Source organism: Mesorhizobium sp. ANAO-SY3R2, from assembly GCF_042466635.1.
GTDB lineage: Bacteria > Pseudomonadota > Alphaproteobacteria > Rhizobiales > Rhizobiaceae > Aminobacter.
In genome coordinates, this window is the sequence record NZ_CP159952.1 from 42729 (window position 1) to 62037 (window position 19309).

General features: G+C 60.3%; 12 protein-coding genes and 1 pseudogene. 4 read left to right on the top strand and 9 right to left on the bottom strand.

Annotated features, from left to right (window positions below; translation table 11 throughout):
• Positions 1 to 55 precede the first annotated feature (55 nt).
• The 7 genes from ABSY17_RS00585 to repA form a co-directional block, all read right to left on the bottom strand.
• A complete protein-coding gene (locus ABSY17_RS00585; RefSeq protein ID WP_378941133.1) occupies positions 56 to 1078 on the bottom strand; it encodes an amino acid ABC transporter substrate-binding protein in 1023 nt (340 codons plus the stop codon).
• 505 nt (positions 1079 to 1583) lie between these two features.
• Positions 1584 to 2708: an ABC transporter permease gene (locus ABSY17_RS00590; protein ID WP_378941057.1), complete on the bottom strand. Its 1125-nt coding sequence runs from the start codon at positions 2706 to 2708 to the stop codon at positions 1584 to 1586.
• A gap of 3 nt (positions 2709 to 2711) precedes the next feature.
• Positions 2712 to 5492: a ribosome-associated ATPase/putative transporter RbbA gene (gene rbbA / locus ABSY17_RS00595; RefSeq protein WP_378941059.1), complete on the bottom strand. Its 2781-nt coding sequence runs from the start codon at positions 5490 to 5492 to the stop codon at positions 2712 to 2714.
• On the bottom strand, positions 5489 to 6559 hold the full coding sequence (locus ABSY17_RS00600; RefSeq protein WP_378941060.1) for an HlyD family secretion protein: 1071 nt from the start codon (positions 6557 to 6559) through the stop codon (positions 5489 to 5491). The genes rbbA and ABSY17_RS00600 overlap by 4 nt, the downstream gene beginning before the upstream one ends.
• Before the next feature lie 300 nt (positions 6560 to 6859).
• A complete protein-coding gene (gene repC, locus ABSY17_RS00605) occupies positions 6860 to 8071 on the bottom strand; it encodes a plasmid replication protein RepC (RefSeq protein ID WP_378941062.1) in 1212 nt (403 codons plus the stop codon).
• A gap of 172 nt (positions 8072 to 8243) precedes the next feature.
• On the bottom strand, positions 8244 to 9275 hold the full coding sequence (gene repB, locus ABSY17_RS00610; RefSeq protein WP_378941064.1) for a plasmid partitioning protein RepB: 1032 nt from the start codon (positions 9273 to 9275) through the stop codon (positions 8244 to 8246).
• On the bottom strand, positions 9275 to 10477 hold the full coding sequence (repA, locus tag ABSY17_RS00615) for a plasmid partitioning protein RepA (protein WP_378941066.1): 1203 nt from the start codon (positions 10475 to 10477) through the stop codon (positions 9275 to 9277). Before repA ends, repB begins: the two co-directional genes overlap by 1 nt.
• 416 nt (positions 10478 to 10893) lie before the next feature.
• Here repA and ABSY17_RS00620 point away from each other — a divergent pair, with 416 nt between their 5' ends.
• From ABSY17_RS00620 to ABSY17_RS00635, 4 genes and pseudogenes are all read left to right on the top strand, one after another.
• On the top strand, positions 10894 to 13359 hold the full coding sequence (locus ABSY17_RS00620) for a phosphoketolase (protein ID WP_378941068.1): 2466 nt from the start codon (positions 10894 to 10896) through the stop codon (positions 13357 to 13359).
• Between the two features lie 78 nt (positions 13360 to 13437).
• Positions 13438 to 14757, top strand: coding sequence for a glucoamylase family protein (locus ABSY17_RS00625; RefSeq protein ID WP_378941070.1), 1320 nt, complete (start codon positions 13438 to 13440; stop codon positions 14755 to 14757).
• A 25-nt stretch (positions 14758 to 14782) separates the two neighbouring features.
• A pseudogene (locus ABSY17_RS00630) lies at positions 14783 to 14986 on the top strand (phosphate acetyltransferase); the annotation flags it as partial.
• Positions 14987 to 14991: 5 nt separating this feature from the next.
• Positions 14992 to 16164, top strand: a complete 1173-nt coding sequence (locus ABSY17_RS00635; protein ID WP_378941072.1) for an acetate/propionate family kinase — start codon at positions 14992 to 14994, stop codon at positions 16162 to 16164.
• Between the two features lie 55 nt (positions 16165 to 16219).
• On the opposite strand, the gene egtB is transcribed toward ABSY17_RS00635, so the two are convergent.
• Positions 16220 to 18559: an ergothioneine biosynthesis protein EgtB gene (gene egtB, locus ABSY17_RS00640; protein ID WP_378941074.1), complete on the bottom strand. Its 2340-nt coding sequence runs from the start codon at positions 18557 to 18559 to the stop codon at positions 16220 to 16222.
• A gap of 375 nt (positions 18560 to 18934) precedes the next feature.
• Positions 18935 to 19156 carry a hypothetical protein gene (locus ABSY17_RS00645; RefSeq protein WP_378941076.1) on the bottom strand — a complete coding sequence of 74 codons (222 nt, stop codon included), beginning with the start codon at positions 19154 to 19156 and terminating at the stop codon, positions 18935 to 18937.
• Positions 19157 to 19309: the final 153 nt, after the last annotated feature.

A 19309-nucleotide genomic window follows, 5' to 3' on the forward strand; every position in this document is an offset into this window, starting at 1 on the left:
GTTCCAGAAATGACGGCGCATGTCATGCCGACATGCGCCGCATTACGTCAAAACCTCACCTGAACGGCGGCGGATAAAGCAGGCCGCCATTGTTCCACAAGGTGTTTGGTCCGCGGCTCAGGCCAAGTGCGGTCTTTTCGCCGAGGTTGCGGTCGAAGACCTCGGCATAGTTGCCAACATGCTTGACGATGTTGTAGCCCCACGCCTTGTCCAGTCCGAGCATCGGGCCGAGTTCATCGGTGACGCCCAGCATCCGCAGTATCTCCGGATCCTCGCTCTTGAGTTGCTCTTCTACGTTCGCTTGCGTGAGGCCCTTTTCTTCAGCAGCCATCAGCATCCAGGCCGACCACGAGACGATGTCACGCCAATTGGAATCGTTCTGGCGCACTGCCGGCGCCAGCGGCTCCTTCGAGATGGTCTCCGGCAATATCATGTAGTCGTCCGGGCTTTTCGAAGCGGCGCGAATGGAGGCCAGGTCGGAACGATCCGACGAGACCGCGTCGCAGCGGCCCGAGAAGAAAGCGTTGTTGTTCTCGTCAGGGTTTTCGAAAACCACCAGTTCGAACTTCTTGCCGTTTGCACGGAAAAAGTCGGCAAGGTTCTGCGCGGTCGTGGTACCGGGCAAGGTGCAGACGGCTGCGCCGTCGAGTTCCTTGGCGCTCGTGATGCCAAGACTCTTCGCAACCATGAGGCCCTGCCCGTCATAAAAGACCGCAGGTCCGAAATCTATGCCCAGCGACGCCTCGCGCGAGTAGGTCATTGTCGTCTGGCGCGAAAGGATGTCGATCTCACCAGACTGCAGGACCTGGAACCGCGTATTGATGTTGGTCATCACGAAGTCGACCTTGTCCGGGTCGCCGAATACGGCCGCGGAGACGGCACGACAAACGTCCACGTCGAACCCGGCGAACTTCCCCTGGGCGTCGGCCAAGGCGAAGCCGGTCGTGCCCATCGAAACGCCGCAGATCAGTTTGCCACGCGCCTTGACTGTCTCCAACGTGGACGCCGCCTCCGCCGCGACGACGGAAGAGCCCAGTAGCAAGGCAGCAGCCGCTACGTGGCATGCCCTACGGAACATTACCATTTCAATCCTCCCATTGCGGTTCTGACGGATGCGCCGCCGACCGGTTCCTCTCCAACATCATGATCCAATCAAATTGCCGACAATTCTTCAATATAATAATCGACAATAATTGTGCTCAATCCTGCCGAAGCACAGCGCTAGAGCGGTTCATTGCTCGCCTGAATCGGATCGGGAGAAACCGTGCGGACAGATCTGGTTCATTGCCGGCGCGAATGCCGGATTACACCCACCAGCGCATCGGCGACGCCCCGGTCATGCCCGTTCTAACTCATTGATTTCCCTTGCTAATGCCATCAATATCCAAGCGATTGCGCCCTTTGCTTGGCCCAGCCGGACGGCCCCGCTCCGGCCATCTCACTTTCGATAACACGTCCTTATCAATATCGATGGATTCCAGCGTCGAAACGGCTAGACTGCGGCCCAATATCTCCGCCGCCGCCCCGGGAAACCACCCTCATGCCCCGCCTGCCGCGCATTCACCTGGACCGGCCTGCCCCGATCATGTTGCCTCACTGAGGGACTTGCGGAAGCGCCCGAGCGAGAACCCGAAAAGGACCGCGCCAATGACCGCGAGTGCGGCGAATTGCGGCCACACCACCGCAAATCCGGCACCGCGAAACAGAATGGCTTGGCCGAGCATCACGAAGTGGGTCGTCGGTGCGGCCAGCATGACCACCTGGACGAATTCTGGCATGCTCTCGCGCGGCGTCATCCCGCCGGAGAGCAGTTGCATCGGCACCATGACGAGGATCAGCAGCAGGCCAAACTGCGGCATCGAGCGGGCCATCGTGCCGAGGAAGATGCCGAGCGAGGTGGTGGCGAACAGGTGAACCGCAGCACCTGCCAGGAACAGCGCGACCGATCCTTCGATCGGCACTTTCAGCCATCCCCGCACGACGAAGATTAGCGACAGTGCCGTGGCGACGAGCACCACCAGCGCCATCGACCAGACCTTGCTGGTCATGATCTCGAAGGGGGTGACGGGCATCACCAGCAAATGCTCGAGTGTGCCGTGCTCGCGTTCCCGGATCAACGCGGCACCCGTCAGGATGATCGACAGCATCGTCACCTGGGTGATGACCTGGAACACCGCGCCGAACCAGCTGTGATCCAGCGTCGCGTTGAAGCGGGCCCGCAATTCGACATCCACCGGCAGGGCCGAACTTGCGCGGTAGCGGCGAACGAAGTCGTTCGCCTCGCCGGTGACGATGGATTGGACATAGCCCGAGCCGGTGAATGCCTGGCTCATGCGTGTCGCGTCGACATTGAGCTGGATCGTCGGCCGGCGCCCGGCAAGGACATCGCGCTGGAAGTCGGGCGGGATGTCGAGACCGAACGTATCGAGGCCGGCGTCCATGCGTGCATCCATCTCCGCCGGGGTGATCATCGTTGGGGTCAGGAAGTAAGGCGGATAGAACGCGCTGGTGATCCGCGCTGAGAGCGGCGACCGGTCCTCATCGACGATCGCGATCGCAGCCTTGTTCAGCGTTTCGGGCGTCGCCGATGCCCCGGTATAGACCGAGACGGTGAAGGCATAGGCGATGAGCAGCAGCAGCAGCGGGTCACGACCGAGGCCGCGCAGTTCCTTGACACCGAGGTTCAGTATGTTGGCAACACTTCGCATCGGTCAGCCATCCTGCTTCTTCAGCAATGCGGCGCTCAGCACGATCAGGATCGGCCCGGTCACGAGCAGCGGTGGGAACGAGGCGGCCAGGTCGCGAAAATCAAGAGCCTTCGAGAAGACGCCGCGCGAGATCGTCAGGAAATAGGTCATGGGGAAGATCTGGCCGACCAGGGCGCCGAAGCCTTCGAGCGACGAGACGGGGTCTATCATGCCGGAGAACTGGGTTGCCGGGACGAGCGTGATGATGGTCGTGCCGAAGATTGCGGCGATCTGGCTGCGCAGGAATGTCGAGGTCAGCAGCCCCATTGCGGTGGCGATGAACACGAAGAGCAGCGCCCCGGCCGCGAGCGTCGGAAAACTGCCAGTTATAGGAACCCCGAAGACGGTGACGGCTAGCAGCGACAGCAGCAGGAAGTTGACCATTCCCATCGCGACATAAGGCAATTGCTTGCCGATCAGGAACTCCAGCCTGGTGACCGGCGTCACATACAGGTTGATGATGGTGCCGAGTTCCTTTTCGCGCACGATGCTGAGCGCGGTCAGCATCGACGGGATCATCAGCAGCAGCAAGGGGATCACCGCCGGCACCATGGCCGGTAGGCTCCTGACATCGGGATTGTAGCGGAAGCGCACCTCGATGTTGATCGGGCCGGCGGTGGCCGCCCCCAAGCCGAGGGCCGTCGCCTTCTGCGACAGCCACAGCGCGTGCATGCCTTGCACATAGCCCTGCACGGTCTCGGCCCGCATCGGCATGGCCCCGTCGATCCAGGCGCCGATCCGCACCGGCCGCCCGCGGGCCACGTCGCGGGCGAAGCCCGGCGGAATCTCAAGCGCCAGACTGAGTTCGCCGCTGCGCATGCGCCGGTCGAGGTCCTGGTAGTCGACGATCACAGGCTTTTCGATGAAATAGCGTGAGCCGGCGAGATTGAGCGTGTAGTCCCGGCTGGTCGTCGTCTGGTCCCGGTCGAGCACCGCAAACGACAGGTCCTCGACATCCATGCTGATGCCATAGCCGATGACGAACATCAGGATGATGCTGCCGAGCAGGGCGAGCACCATCCGGATGGGGTCACGGATGACTTCGAGCGTCTCGCGCATCGTATAACTGAACATGCGCCGCAGGTCGAAAAAGCGCTGCCTGGCCGCGGCGCCCGCCTCGGCCACCGGCGCCTTGACGGCGCTCGGGGCCTGCGGCGTTTCGGCTTCCATCTTGCCCTCGTTCACGGCATCCTCGAGATAGGCGATGAAGGCGTCTTCCAGTGTCTTTGCGCCGCGCTTCTCGACCAGGGCGGCAGGCGTATCGCTGACCAGGACCCGGCCGGCATGCATCAGCGAGATGCGGTCACAACGTTCCGCCTCGTTCATGAAATGGGTCGAAATGAAGATCGTGACCCTGTCGCGGCGAGCGAGGTTGATCATGATCTGCCAGAAGCCATCGCGCGCTATGGGGTCCACGCCCGAGGTCGGCTCGTCGAGGATGAGGATTTGTGGCTCGTGGATCATGGCAACCGCCAGAGACAACCGCTGGCGCTGGCCGAGCGGCAGGTCATCGGGCAGCGCATCGATCACCTCCAGAAGGCCGAAGCGCTCGACGTTCTCGGCGATGCGCCCAGCAATGTCCTCTTCAGGGACATGGAACAGGCGGGCGTGCAGTTCCAGATTCTGGCGCACCGTAAGTTCGGTGTAGAGCGAAAACGCCTGCGACATGTAGCCGACGCGCCGGCGGACCTCGAGGTTGCCGGCGTCCACCGGCTGGCCGAACAGCCACGCCCGCCCCTCGCTCGCCGGAAGAAGGCCGGTCAGCATCTTCATGGTGGTCGTCTTGCCGCAGCCATTGGAGCCGAGGAAACCGAAGATCTCGCCGCGCTCGATGCTAAAGCTGACGTGATCAACGGCGACGAAATCGCCGAAGCGCTTGGTCAGGCCCTCCGCCTCGATCGCGATCTCGTCACCATCATCAGGATTGCGCGGGGGCACTTCCACCGCCCGGTAGCCCTGTCGTTTCTCCTCAGGCATGAGACCGACGAAGGCCGCCTCGAGCGAGGCGGTCTTGGTCCGCTGCATCAGGTCTTGCGCCGTGCCGGTTGCAAGTATGCGGCCCTCATCCATCGCCACCAGCCAGTCGAAATCAGTCGCCTCGTCCATATAGGCTGTGGCTACGACAACGCTCATGCCGGCGCGCTCGACGCGGATGCGCCCGATCAAGTCCCAGAATTGACGGCGCGACAGTGGATCGACGCCCGTCGTCGGCTCGTCGAGGATGAGAAGATCCGGATCGTGAATGAGCGAACAGCACAGGCCGAGCTTCTGCTTCATGCCGCCCGAGAGCTTGCCGGCGGGGCGGCTCAAGAAGGGGGCAAGGCCGGTGCTGCGCGTCAGGTTGGCGATGCGGCGCTCGCGCTCGTCGCGGTCATGGCCGAAAAGCCGGCCGAAGAAATCGAGGTTCTCCGAAACCGACAGCGTCGGATAGAGGTTCTTGCCCAGGCCTTGCGGCATGTAGGCGATGCGCGGGCAGACCAGCCGGCGGTGGCCGGCCTGCGCCATGTCGCCTCCCAGCACCTCGACACGCCCGGCCTGGATCGCCCGAGCCCCAGCGATCAGCGACAGCAGGCTGGACTTTCCGACCCCGTCAGGGCCGATCAGCCCGACCATCCGCCCGGCGGGAATGCCGAGTCTGACGCCGTCCAGAGCGCGGGTCTTGCCATAATCCAGGCCGACATCGACCAGCCGCGCGACCGGTGCGAGGTTCGGTCCCGGTGCGGTCGCATGCGCGGCGCTGGTCATTGCACCAGGTTGGTCTGGAGTTCGGGCGGCCACACGGCGTCGGGATCGATCCTGACATAGGCCATACCAGGCAGTCCCGTCTTCACGTCCCTGATATACTTCTTTAGCAATTCCGGATCGATCCGCGCCTTGATCCGGAACATCAGCTTTTGTCGCTCTTCCGCCGTCTCTACAGTCTTCGGCGTGAACTGGGCGACATCGGCCACGAAGGTCGCCTTGGCCGGTATGACATATTGCGGGATGGCGTCGAGGACCAGCCGAACATCGGTTCCGATCCGCACTCGGCCCGCTTGGTCGGTGGGCAGGAAGAAGGTCATGTAGACGTCGCCAAGATCGACCATGTTGAGCACGATGCCGCCGGCGGAGACGACCTCGCCGGGCTGAGCGACGAGATATTGCACCCGCCCGTCGCGCGGCGACTTCAGCGCACTGTCGTCAATATCGGCCTGGATGCGTTCGATCGTCGCCTGTGCGGCGACGACATTGGCGCGGGCGTCGACGACCTGCGACTCGGCCGCCCCGATGGCTGCGTCGGCTGCCGCGACCTGGGCTTGTGCTGCCCCGAGCGCCGCTTTTGCGCCCTCATATTGCGCCCGGTCGTCGTCCAGCACCTGCTGCGACGTCGTTCCGCGTCCCGCAAGCTCCTTCGATCGGTCGAACCGCCGTTGCGCAGCATCCACCTGGGCCTGGCGTTGCGCGACCGTGGCCAGAGCTGCCTCCTTCTCGGCCTTGCGCTGCACGACGAGGGCATTGGCCATACCGATGCCGACATTCGCCCGTTCGAGCTGTGCCTCGGCCTCGCGACGCTGCGCAACCAGCGTAGCCGTGTCCATGTTGGCCAAGACCTGTCCAGCGGTGACGAAGTCACCTTCGTTGACCAGCACCTCCTTGAGCCGGCCCGACGTCTTTGCCGCAATGTCGATCTCAACCGCCTCGATGCGGCCATTGCCGCTGGCGATGCCCTCAGCAAGAGGCTGCGGTTTCAGCCACAGCCAACCGACATAGGCCGCAGCTATGACGATGAGGGCAACGGCAATCCTCGCCAACCAGTTCTGCGATCGCATCATGGTTCGAGCCTTTGCGGTTCAACAGCCCAGCTGCCACTCAGACGTCGATTTTCGGAAATGCTGTCGATCGGCCAACTCTAACCGAAACATGCGCAAACGTCTTGGTTCTGTTGCAACGGTTCAATGAATGCGCAGAGAGCACCTGATACGAGACCATTCACCCGGCAAGAATTCGGAACTGCTCCGCCAGTTCCCGGCATCACATCATCAGTGGTAGGTTTCCCCTGCCAGCGTCGACCAGATCTCTCAAATCGTCTTCCGTCAGCCTGAAGCCGCTGTTGCCGGCCAGCTCCTCTAGCCTCATCCCGCCAGCCTCGCGGCTGTCACCCCATTCGTTTTCAAGCAAGCCATGAGCATCGGCCCCACTGAAAACTCCCCTCCCCTCGCCTTTTCAGTCAACGAACGCAGATAACCACCCGCCGAGTTGATGTGCTGCGCTCTCTGCAAGATGCAGGCGATCACCACGGCAGCGTTTTCCTGCCCAAGAACATCCAAGGCGTCAGCATAGGCCGACGGCGAAATCCCAAGATAGCCCCTGACCTGGGCGGCCGTGGCCATCAAATCTCGCCAAGTTCCAATTCCAGCGGCCGCATAGTCAACGATATCGGGGCAGGCCTTCAGGACTAATCCAAGTGGAAAGCCTTTCGGTGGCTCCATCGATTTCCATTCAGGCTCGATCGTCGCCCCGCTTTTTTCCAAAGCAGGTTCAAAGTCAAAATGAGAATCGGTATTTGATTCAGAATGGTGCCGTCCATTCTGGTTGTCATTGGCGTCCGTTTTATTGATATTGATGTGTGAATTCAGCAGCTTATCGACGCATTCGCGGATCTCAGCCAGGTTGGCGACGATCGATTCCAGCTCGACGAGCAATGCTCGGCGCGGGATGCCGTCTACGACGGTGCGAAAACGCTTGTAGAGATCGCCCCAGTCGCCTGGGACGTCTTCTTCAACGGCCACTTCAATGAGCTTGCTGATATCCCTTCTGTGCAAGGTCACGCGCTCGCGCATAAGCCGCAGGGCGGCATTATCTGCCCGAACGCGCTCAGCAGCCTCTTGGATCTCGTCAGCACGGGCCAACAACGGTGCCAAGGAGAAACCAAAGGCCTCTTCGATGTCTCCTCCCCTCCCCTTTCGGGCGTAGCGCTTCCCATTGGGGCTATCCCGCCTCAGGAGCAGACCACAGCCCAGCAAGGCTCCGAGATGCCTGCGAAGCGACGTATCGGGCATTCCATGGGCTCTGAGTGACAGTTGCCTGTTCGAGGGGAAAACGACCAGGCCATTCTCCTCGCTCAATTCACTGTCAGGATAGAACGACAGCAAGGCGCTCAGGACCGCTAGCGAGCGATCGCTGACACCAATGATCGTTCTACCTTCACACAGGTCTTTGTAGAGCTGCCACTTATCTACAGCCTTACCGTCGGGGAGATTTTCACGTGACTCCCGTTGTGCTGCCAACATGGCAAGCGACATCGGTCGACTCCCGAACGGGGTCGAAGCAATATGCGTCTCCATCTATCCTTCGCCTTCAACTAGGCAAAAGAATCCCGACCGCCAGAGCGACGTTACGACTCTTGACACTGATTCGTGAAAATGCGATTCTCGATCTTGCTACAGAATACGAGAGAGGCTTCCACGGTTCGCCGTTTGGGGGCCTTTTTCTTTTGCGGTTTCTATCTCCGTTTTCCTACTTCCTCGACTCCCTGAACGCCTGATACAGGCTGTCCAGATTGCTCGAGATCCATTCGCCAAATGGCTTCGCATCTTCCTGGGTAAGATCGAGCGAGAAGCCTTTCGGTCGTGATTTTGCCGTGACGCTAACTGATTTATCCTCTGGAGCCCAAGATTGGGGCCGAGGCTTCGGCTTGCTCGATTTCGTTTTCGGTAGGTCGCCTTCCAGGTGCCTCGTCAGGAGCGACAAACGCTGGTCGCTGTCGGCCGATATGAACTCAGGTGCCCCAAGAAGCCCCCCTGCCCTGGCAGCTGCATCGTTGTCGCGGAATTTCTGAGCCAGTTGGTACCAACGGTCACGACCGCTTTCTTTTGCCGCCCCGATGGCGGCAATGACATCGGCTGGAATGTCCTTAGTCACCGAGATCATCTTGGACACGACGGTCTTGTCGACCGACAGCGCCGACATGATGACCTCGCGGTCATAACCGCCGCGCTCCAGGTTACTGGCAAAGACTGCCTTCTCGATGAATGACAAGTCCGCTCGTGCACTGTTTTCCTGCCCCTGAGCGATAACGTGCTCTCGGTCGGCCAGCACCTTTACGACGGCTCGCACGGGCCGTCCCAATGCTTTGGCCGCCCGAGCGCGCCGATGTCCAAAGACCGTCATGTATCGGCCGTTCGAATCCGGGTGAGGACGCACCAGGATCGGGCTGTCCTGCCCCCGCTCTCGGATAGCTTCTACAAGCTCCTCGAACGCCTCTTTGTCGTCATCCATCCGGTCAGCAATAAACGAGACATCGATCGCGTCAGGATCGAGATCGAATACGGTCTCGCCCTCCAACAGTTTGGCCTCGAAATCTTTGGCGGCCTGCGCTTTTTCGGCAAGCTCGTCGATCGATTTCGTAATGGCTCCGAAAGCCCCGCGGTTGCGATTTCTCTCCATGGCAGGCGGCAGCGAAGTCGTTTGACTATCGGCCGCGGGCGCTGAGTTGACTGCAGTCAACTTGCGCTCGGTGATCGAAGCCAAGAGGTTCTTTCTGGACATTACCGACCCCACGCCCGGTGGATGAGACTGACAATTTCGTCGTTCACACGATGTAGGGATTCCATTGCGCGGTCGTATGTTGATCGGGTGAATTGGGAACGCTCAACTTCGTAGAGGGACTGCTTGGTAATACCAGCATCCGAAATGGCGACGGATTTCAGTGCTTCATTCACGAGCACATGCTGTTTGAAGAGCGAGCGCATGAAGGCTACCATTTGGCTCTGTGGCCCATCTGTCGGTTCATATCTGGTAACGAGGTACCGAAGCCAATCCAGTTTCATATTGGCACCAGCGCGTTTCAATGTGCCCATGACTTCCCCCATCATGAGGAGAAACTGGCACATGGACATGACGTCGAGCATCTGAGGATGAACAGTGATCAGGACACCCGTAGATGACGAAAGCGCCGTGAGCGTCAGGTATCCGAGCTGCGGCGGACAGTCGATAATGACGACATCATAGTCATCCGCCACGTCTGCCAACGCTTCGTCCAGGCGTCCAAAAAAGATCCGGCCCATGGAACCGTCTTTTTGAGCGAGAGCCAAAGGGGTATCGTATTCGTATTCCTGCAGCTCGAGGTTAGCAGGAATGATGTCCAGACCAGGAAAGTTTGTCCGCTTCACAAGCGCCGAGAGCGGCTTGCGTTGGTCGTCATAGCGGAGCGCTTCGTAGAGAGATTCATTGTGGTCGATCTCGGGCTGGAAGCCGTGCAGGGCTGACAGCGACGCTTGAGGATCGAGATCAATGGCCAAAACACGATGCCCAGTGAGAGCGAGGTGCTGGGCGAGATGGGCAGCCGTTGTCGTTTTGGCCGAACCACCTTTGAAATTGACGACCGCAATGATTTGCAGGTGGTCGGTGCCTCGCCGATGAGGAACATATTTCGCGCTGGCCCGGCTGTTCTTGTCCAGGAACTGTCGCATCTCGAGCAGCTGATCGGCGGTATATGAGCGACGTCCAGATGGCGTCACAAGTGGCTGTGGGCCTTTACCTTCAAGCGAGAGATTCTTGAGATAGCCGCTTGTGACACCAAGGTACTGTGCCGCCTCTGAAAGCTGAAACTGCCGCAGCGTCTTCTGCGCATTAGGGGGGAACATCTCAAGTCGATGTTCGTGAAGCATCGCAGACAGGTCATTTGCCTGCTGGGTTATCAGCAGGTCAACCTCCGAAATCTCGTCCTTGATGCTCGCTTTCACATTCATCGAAAAATTCCGCACATGCACTTTTAACGCCAATTCGGCCCATTAACCGCATGTACCTCTGATTCTCAAAGATCTGCAAGGAATTTAAGGTTAACAGAAGGTTAACCGCCATAGACAGACAGGGAGAGTTGACTGCAGTCAACTTGTCGATCCGAGTGAAACTGGCAAAGAGCACGCAGGGCTGGGGAGGGGCGTTATCAACCTAAGCGGCTTCCAGCGCTTTGTGAGAAAACGTGCCAGCTTGGCGTCCACATCAACGGCAATCAAGGTGAGGGGCGGGGAGGACGAGGTCCGATTGCAAGTTCCATCGGTTGAATTGCCAGGCGGCCGCGCTACTTCACCGGCGAGGGCAATCATTGAGCCAATCTGCAACTTTGGAGCGTTCGTGTAACAGTCCGACTTAACAGGAGGCCGCTATGGCTTCACTTGAGAAGGCAAAGGTCCAAAAACGCCCGGCTGACGAGGCCCCGGCAATCCCCTCCCTATCAGCAGACGAACTTCGCTTGATCGATGCCTACTGGCGAGCTTCCAACTATCTCTCGGTGGGGCAGATATACCTCCTCGACAACCCGCTGCTGACCGACCGTCTGAAACACGAACATATAAAGCCTCGCCTGCTCGGGCACTGGGGAACATCGCCCGGCCTGAACATGCTCTACGTGCACCTAAATCGGGTAATCAAGCGGAACGATCTCAATATGGTCTACGTGATCGGACCGGGCCACGGTGGGCCGTCGCTGGTCGCTCATGCTTACCTGGAGGGCACCTACAGCGAGTTCTACCCGAATATCAGCCAGGACACGGAGGGCATGAAAAAGCTGTTCAAGCAATTCAGCTTTCCTGGCGGCATCCCGAGCCACGTCGCGCCTGAAACACCGGGCAGCATCCATGAAGGCGGCGAACTCGGATATGCCTTAAGCCACGCTTATGGCGCAGCCTTCGACAATCCGGATCTGATAGTCGCCTGTATCGTCGGCGACGGGGAGGCTGAAACCGGGCCGCTCGCGACCGGTTGGCAGGCAAACAAATTCCTGAACCCGGCCCGCGACGGCTGCGTACTACCGATTTTGCACCTCAACGGGTACAAGATCGCCAATCCATGCTTCCTGGCCCGAATTCCCGAGGACGAACTGCAGAAGTTCTTCGAAGGCATGGGCTACAAACCCTATTTCGTCGAAGGGCATGATCCCGAGCTTGTGCATCAGAAACTCGCTGGCACGCTCGACATGGTCATTGGCGAAATCCAGAAAATCTGGGCCGACGCACGCAAGCACGGCGACGTGAAACGTCCCGCATGGCCAACGATCGTCTTTCGAACGCCAAAGGGCTGGACCTGCCCAAAGGAGATCGATGGCAAGAAATGCGAGGACTACTGGCGATCGCATCAGGTGCCCATGGGCGAGATGGACAAGCCGGAACACATCCGCATTCTCGAGCAATGGATGAAAAGCTACCGGCCCGAGGAACTTTTCGACGAGCGGGGCCGGCTCAAGCCCGAACTGGCATCACTGGCGCCGACAGGTCGTCGCCGAATGAGCGACAATCCTCACGCAAACGGCGGCCTGCTATTGCGCGACTTGAAGATGCCGGATTTCCGCGACTATGCGGTCTCAGTCCCAAGCCCAGGGGCCACGACGGCCGAGTCCGCGCGCGTGATGGGCATGTTCCTGCGGGACGTGATGAAGCTGAACCTGGAGAGCAAGAATTTCCGCCTGTTCAGTCCGGACGAGAACAACTCCAATCGCTGGCAAGATGTGTTGGAGGTGACAGATCGCTGCTACATGGCGGAAATCTATCCCGACGATGACCATCTTTCGCCAGACGGCCGGATCATGGAAGTTCTCAGCGAGCACCAATGCCAGGGATGGTTGGAAGGCTATCTCCTGACTGGCCGCCACGGCTTCTTTTCCTGCTACGAAGCCTTCATCCACATCATCGACTCGATGTTCAACCAGCACGCCAAGTGGTTGAAAATATGCAATGAAATTCCGTGGCGGAGACCCATTGCCTCGCTGAACTATTTCCTCAGTTCCCATGTATGGCGGCAGGACCACAATGGTTTCAGCCATCAGGACCCAGGCTTCATCGACCACGTCGTCAACAAGAAGGCGGAGGTCGTGCGCGTCTACTTGCCGCCGGATGCCAACACGCTCCTGTCGGTCACGGACCACTGCTTGCGCAGCCGCAATTACGTCAACGTGGTCGTCGCCGGGAAGCAGCCCGCGCCGCAATGGCTCACCATGGACGAGGCCGTCAAGCACTGCAGCGCAGGTCTCGGCATCTGGGAATGGGCGAGCAACGACAGGGGTAGCGAACCCGATGTCGTCATGGCGTGTTGCGGCGACGTACCAACTCTTGAAACGCTTGCTGCTGTTCAGTTGATCCGCGAGCATCTGCCCGAGTTGAAGGTGCGGGTCATCAATGTCGTGAACCTGATGAAGCTCCAGCCTGCGGAAGAGCATCCACACGGACTGTCAGACCGCGATTTCGACGTTCTCTTCACGAAGGACAAGCCCATCATCTTTGCCTTCCACGGCTACCCCTGGCTGATCCATCGGCTCACATACCGCCGGACGAACCACGGCAACCTCCACGTTCGCGGCTACAAGGAAGAGGGCACGACAACCACGCCCTTCGACATGGTGGTCCTAAACCAGCTTGACCGCTTTCACCTGGTCGAGGACGTCATTGACCGGCTGCCACAGCTGGGCCCCCGCGCCGCCTACTTCAAGCAGGCAATTCATTCGAAGCTGATGGAGCATCGGCAGTACATCGAAAAATATGGCGATGACATGCCCGAAATCGGCGGATGGAAGTGGGGTCTGAAGGGCACTGCAGAAGCCCCCCGGAAGAAGACGTCGACCGAGGGAGACAATATGTGATCACGACGGGGCGGGCGCTGCGCCTTGGCAAGATGCAAGGCGCCCGCTCTTTGATCCGGACGAAAATTGGGCAGCGACATGCCGCAATTTCTCTCCACCGTCCCCGATCCTGACCGCCCTCTCACCGAAGAGGATTTCGGACGGCTGCAATTCACGACAATCCTCTACTATCTCCAGTGCAGCAATCCGGATAACGGCCTTATCCGCGACAAGACCGAGGAGGCAGCGCCAGCGAGCATCGCGGCGATTGGAATGGCCCTGGCGACCATTCCGGTGGTCGTGGCGCGCGGGCTCATCATCAGGAAGTTCGCCGCGAAGCTGGCCCGCAAGCGACTGAAATACTTGCTGGCGTGTCCGCAGGGGCCGGAGCCAGACGCATCCGGCTACAAGGGCTTCTTCTATCACTTCCTCGACATCGAGACCGGCCGTAGGGTCTGGAACTGCGAACTGTCGACCATCGACTCGGCGCTGCTGTTTGCGGGCGCGCTGACGGTGGGAACCTATTTCGACGGCGACAGCGCCGAGGAGGTCGAGGTCCGGCAGCTGGCCGCGACGCTTTACGAAAGAGCCGACTGGAACTGGGCCCGCGACCACGGCCCGACATTGACCCATGGCTGGCGGCCGGAAAGCGGCTTCATTCCCTATCGCTGGCGCGGTTACGACGAGGGGTTGCTGCTCTATATCCTGGGCCTCGGCTCGCCGAGCCATCCCCTGCCGCCTGAATCCTATGCCGCCTATACCGAAAGCTACGAATGGCGAAACATCTACGGCCGCGAGCTGCTCTACTCCGGGCCGCTGTTCACCCACCAGCTGTCGCATATGTGGATCGACTTCCGCAGCATCCGCGATGAATTCATGCGCGACCATGGCAGCGACTATTTCCAGAACAGCCGCCATGCGACCTACGTCCAGCAGGAGTATGCCGTCCGCAATCCAATGAACTTTGTCGGCTATGGCGAGCACTGCTGGGGGTTCACTGCAAGTGACGGCCCCGGCTGGGGTAAAAGAAACGTCAATGGCTTGGAAAGGGAGTTCTTCGACTACCTCGCCCGAGGCGCGCCCTTCGGGCCGGACGACGGGACCGTTTCGCCTTGGGTGGTGATTGCTTCCTTGCCTTTCGCTCCGGAGATAGTCATTCCGACCGTCAGCAACTTTGCGCAAATGCACCTAGGCATGACCCGACTCTATGGGTTCAAGCCGTCTTTCAATCAGACCTGCACGGTGGAGGGCAGTGATACGGGATGGTGGGTAAGTCCCTATCATTTTGGCGTTGACCAGGGCCCGGTCGTGCTGATGATCGAAAACTACAGGACAGGCCTGCTCTGGAGTATCATGCGCCGATGCCAGCCGATCGTGACAGGATTGCGCAGGGCAGGATTCACTGGGGGCTGGCTATAGGATGTCGGCAAGCTTTCCAGATTGCGAAGGTTTTTTGTCTCTGGTCGGCGGCCATGCGCAGATCTTGGACGTGCCCAATTTCGAGGCGGGTAACATGTTGGCGGTAAACCTCACCTTCTTGGCCCGTACCGATGCCGCCGGCATAGCTCTGGGTGCTCATGCCTCCGGCACGACCGCGATCCTGCCTGCGGAGACGCGACGCCATGCTGCGGCCGTTTCTGGCGTGTGACCCCCATGGATACGATCCTCGTCGTCAACGCCGGATCGTCCAGCCTGAAATTCGAGGTGTTCGCCATCGAAGGAGGTTTGAGAAAGCTGCTCCGGGGGCAGATGGACGGCATCGACACGACGCCGCGGCTACGCATCAAGGGTAGCGATGGTAAAGTGCTGGCAGACCAAGGTTATCTGCCGGCGGATGTGCCCGATCTGCCCTCGGCCATGCGAATTGTCGGTGCTTGGCTACGAGAGAGGCATGAGGGCCGGCTTGTTGCAGTTGGCCACCGCGTCGTTCATGGCGGCCCCGACTATGACCAGCCGGTGCGGATCAATGCAGAAGTCCTTAGCGACCTGGAACGCTACGTGCCGCTCGCTCCACTGCATCAACCGAACAATCTTGCACCGATCCAGGCGGTGCTGGATCGACGGCCGGACCTGCCCCAGGTTGCGTGCTTCGATACGTCGTTCCATCGTGGGCACAGCCTGGTAACAAACCACTATGCAATTCCCGAGCACTTCTTCGCCGAGGGCGTGCGGCGCTACGGCTTTCACGGCTTGTCTTACCAGTATGTCTCGGGGCGTCTCTGCGAAATAGCCCCGGAGATTGCGAACGGACGGGTTATCGTCGCGCATCTCGGCAGCGGCGCGTCCTTGTGTGCCATTTCGCAAGGTCGCAGCATCGAAAGCACACTCGGCTTCACCGCGCTCGACGGCTTGCCGATGGGCACGCGATGCGGGCAGATCGATCCGGGCGTGATCCTGTACTTGCTAGAGCAGCGGGGTATGACGCCGCACGAGGTACAGGACCTGCTTTACAAACAGTCCGGCCTGAAAGGCCTTTCCGGCGTCAGCAATGATGTACGCGACCTCCTGGCAGCCTCAGACCCTCGCGCGGCATTTGCCCTCGACCATTTCGTCCATCGCATCGGTCTTCATGCCGGCGCGCTCGCCGCGGCTCTCGGCGGCCTTGATGCATTCGTCTTCACCGCTGGTATTGGCGAGAATTCACCCGCAATGCGGGCGCGGATCGCGGCGAGACTAGAATGGCTCGGCACCAGATTGGACGCTAAAAGGAACGCCAGGGGCGAATTGTTGATATCCACGCCGGATAGCAAAACGAGGCTATATGTCGTGTCGACTGACGAAGAACTCATGATTGCACGCCATACGCTCAAGCTGATCGGCGGATAGAAACCAGTTCGACTTGTGCCTGCTGCCAACCGCATTGATAGCCAACGATCGCTCATCAGGGGACCACTGCTGCCGAACTGGGCGAGGCCTCCGAAAATGAGCCCGCGGACCATAGGCGCCGGGGCCCTGTTTGGTTGGCGGCATCGGTATCGTTCGCGAGAACATGGATCGAGAACCAGCCATCGCTGTCTGTCCAGACTTTGATGGGCCGCCAACCGGCCTCACGGGCGAGCGCCCGGAAGGCCTCCACGGTATATTTGTAGCTGTTCTCCGTGTGGATCGTCTCGCCTTCCGCGAAATCAAACGAATGGCCGTCGATCTTCACGCGCTGAGCTGCGCGGCTTACCAGATGCATCTCGATGCGCGAGTGGCCGCGGTCGAAAAACGCCCGATGCTCGAATGAACCGAGATCGAAATGGCCGTCGAGCTCCCGGTTGATACGGGCAAGCAGGTTGAGGTTGAAACGGGCGGTCACGCCGGCAGCATCGTTATAGGCAGCATGGAGGACGGCCTCGTTCTTTACGAGGTCAACGCCTACGACCATCACCGCATCCTTGCCGAGGCTCTGGCCGGCATGATGAAGGAAACCAGCGGCATCAGGCGGTTCGAAATTGCCGATCGTCGAGCCTGGAAAGAAGCCGACCCGCGGCATCGTCCGAACGCTCGTCGGCAGGTCGAAGGCTCTCGTGAAGTCGGCGGCAACGGGCAGCACATTCAGGGACGGAAATTCGAGCCGCAGGGCTTCGGCCTGTTCCTTCAGAAACTCGGCGGCGATATCGACGGGCACATAGGCCGAGAGCTCTCTTGCCGCACGCAGAACAATGCGCGTCTTGGCACTCGAACCATTGCCGAATTCAACGAGCGCCTTGCCTGCCGGCAACAACTTGGCAATTGCCTCGGCATTCTCGGCGAGGATGCCGCGCTCCACTCGGGTGGGGTAATACTCCGGGAGCTGCGTGATCTCCTCGAAAAGACGCGAGCCGGCTATGTCATAGAAATATTTCGAGGGGATGCGCTTCGGCCTTGCCTGAAGGCCCGCCACGACATCGGCCGCGAAATCGAAGGCCGCCCCGTCCTCCATTTCGGCAGGGCGGGCCTTTCGTGCGGGGCTCGCTATCATTGCGGCATTATCAGGGTGATCGACGAGGCGCAGTCCGGTGAATTGCCAGCGCGCCTGGGGGGAGAAGAAGTTGCGGTAGCTATATCGGGCGTGACCTTCCGGCGTGGCAAGCGAGCTGCCGCGCAGTACCATCTGATTGACCATGAACTTGCCGTTATATTCACCGAGTGCACCGGGCGCCGCACGATAGCCGGGATAGGGCAGGTAGGCGCTGCGCGTCCATTGCCACACGTGGCCGAAGGCATCGTCGAGCATGCCGCTCCGCGCCGCCACTTCCCATTCCGCTTCGCTCGGGAGATGCTTGCCGGCCCAGCGGGCAAAGGCGTCCGCTTCATAGTAGCTGATGTGGCAGACCGGCAGGTCGGGATCGACGGGCTCGAGACCGGCGAACGTCAATCTGAACCAGGCGCCGTCGACCTGGCGCCAGTAGCCGGGCGCTTTCCACCCTTCCGCCTGGACCGTCGTCCAGCCGTCCGAGAGCCAGAGCGTCGGCGTCTCATAGCCGCCATCGGCCATAAAATGCATCCACTCCCCATTTGTGACAAGCCCACGGGCGATCCCTATCGGACCGACCAGCACCCGATGCGCAGGACCTTCATTGTCATAGGAAAAGCCGTCGGCATCATATCCGATTGCGTGGACGCCTTCCCCGAGTTCGGCGAACGCGCGGGCCTTGCCGGCAGTCACCGGCCAGCACCAGCCGGATTCATATGCTGGGAGCACCGGATTTTGCGCAAACGCGTGCAGGATGTCGGTCAGCATCAGTTCCTGATGCTGCTGCTCATGATGAAGCCCGATCTCCAGAATCGGACATACCATTGCAAACAGCTCACTATCGGCCGCGGTGATGAGGGCGCGGACAGCCGCGTCGACATGCTGTCGGTAAGCGGTGACCGTCTCGACATCCGGGCGGGTGATCAGTCCCCGTCTCGGCCGCTCGTGACGCGGCCCGGCGCTGACGTAATAGGAATTGAACAGGAAGGGGAAGCGCTCATCGAAAACGCAGTAATTTGCCGCGTATGGCACGAGCAGAAACTGCTCGAAGAACCAGGTGACATGGGCGCGATGCCATTTGATCGGGCTTGCATCGGGCATGGACTGGACGATTTGGTCCTCGGCGGAAAGCGGCGCGGCGCGCCGCTCGGTCTCGGCCCGAACGGCCTCATAGGCCGCTATCCAGTCGGCGCGTGACGCGGAGGCTGATAGCTGCAGGATAGGCGCCGATGTGCTCGGCGGATCGGATCGCTTCAATACGCGAGATGTGGCGGCAGGCATCAGCACCTCCGGGTCGGGTGAACGCTTCGGCGGTCAGCAGGATTACAATGGCTCCCAAAAACATCTTGTCAGGAGATGGCCCGGCTGCCGGTGCATGCGGCTACGCTAGCGGGGATCGTATTAAGCTAAGGCAGCCGGCCAATCTGTCCAGCAATGTGTGCGTTCTCCTCACGAGAGCGTGAGAGGTGAGGTGATCTGCGCTGATCAGCTTGAAGTTGGGCGCCGGGCCACGGCGATCTCCTCCCGGGCGACCGCGCCACTTTTCGGCCTTCTGCACCGTAGCAAAAGCACGTGTCCCTTCTCCTCAGGCCTTAGAGCTTGGCGTTTCCCAAGCTAAAAACTTAACCGCCGGCTTATCTGGCGTCACCGATTTCATCAGTAAACAACAGAACCGGAAGCCGCCTGGCAGCGCCCGGTCGAACACGAAGCGGCAAAACTCATGCTGCGGGTCGGAAACGAGTTTCGAAAAGGGTTCATCGGGGAGCAGCGCCTGCGGTGCCGCAGAAGCGTCCTGACGAGGGAAACACGGGCGCGCTGACCGCCCGACAGCGTCGCAAGATCTCGGTTCTCGATGCCTGAAAGGCCGGCCTCAGCCAATGCCTCGGCAATCCGCGCCCGCCGGTCAATCGAGGCGCCATAGGGCGATACAAGACGTTGACCGGCGCCGCCACAGAGCGCGCCATCGGCCGCCGGGCGCGCAGCCTTTTGGATGCATCCCGGCTCTTGCGCGGTCCGGCGCAGCCGGCTGGG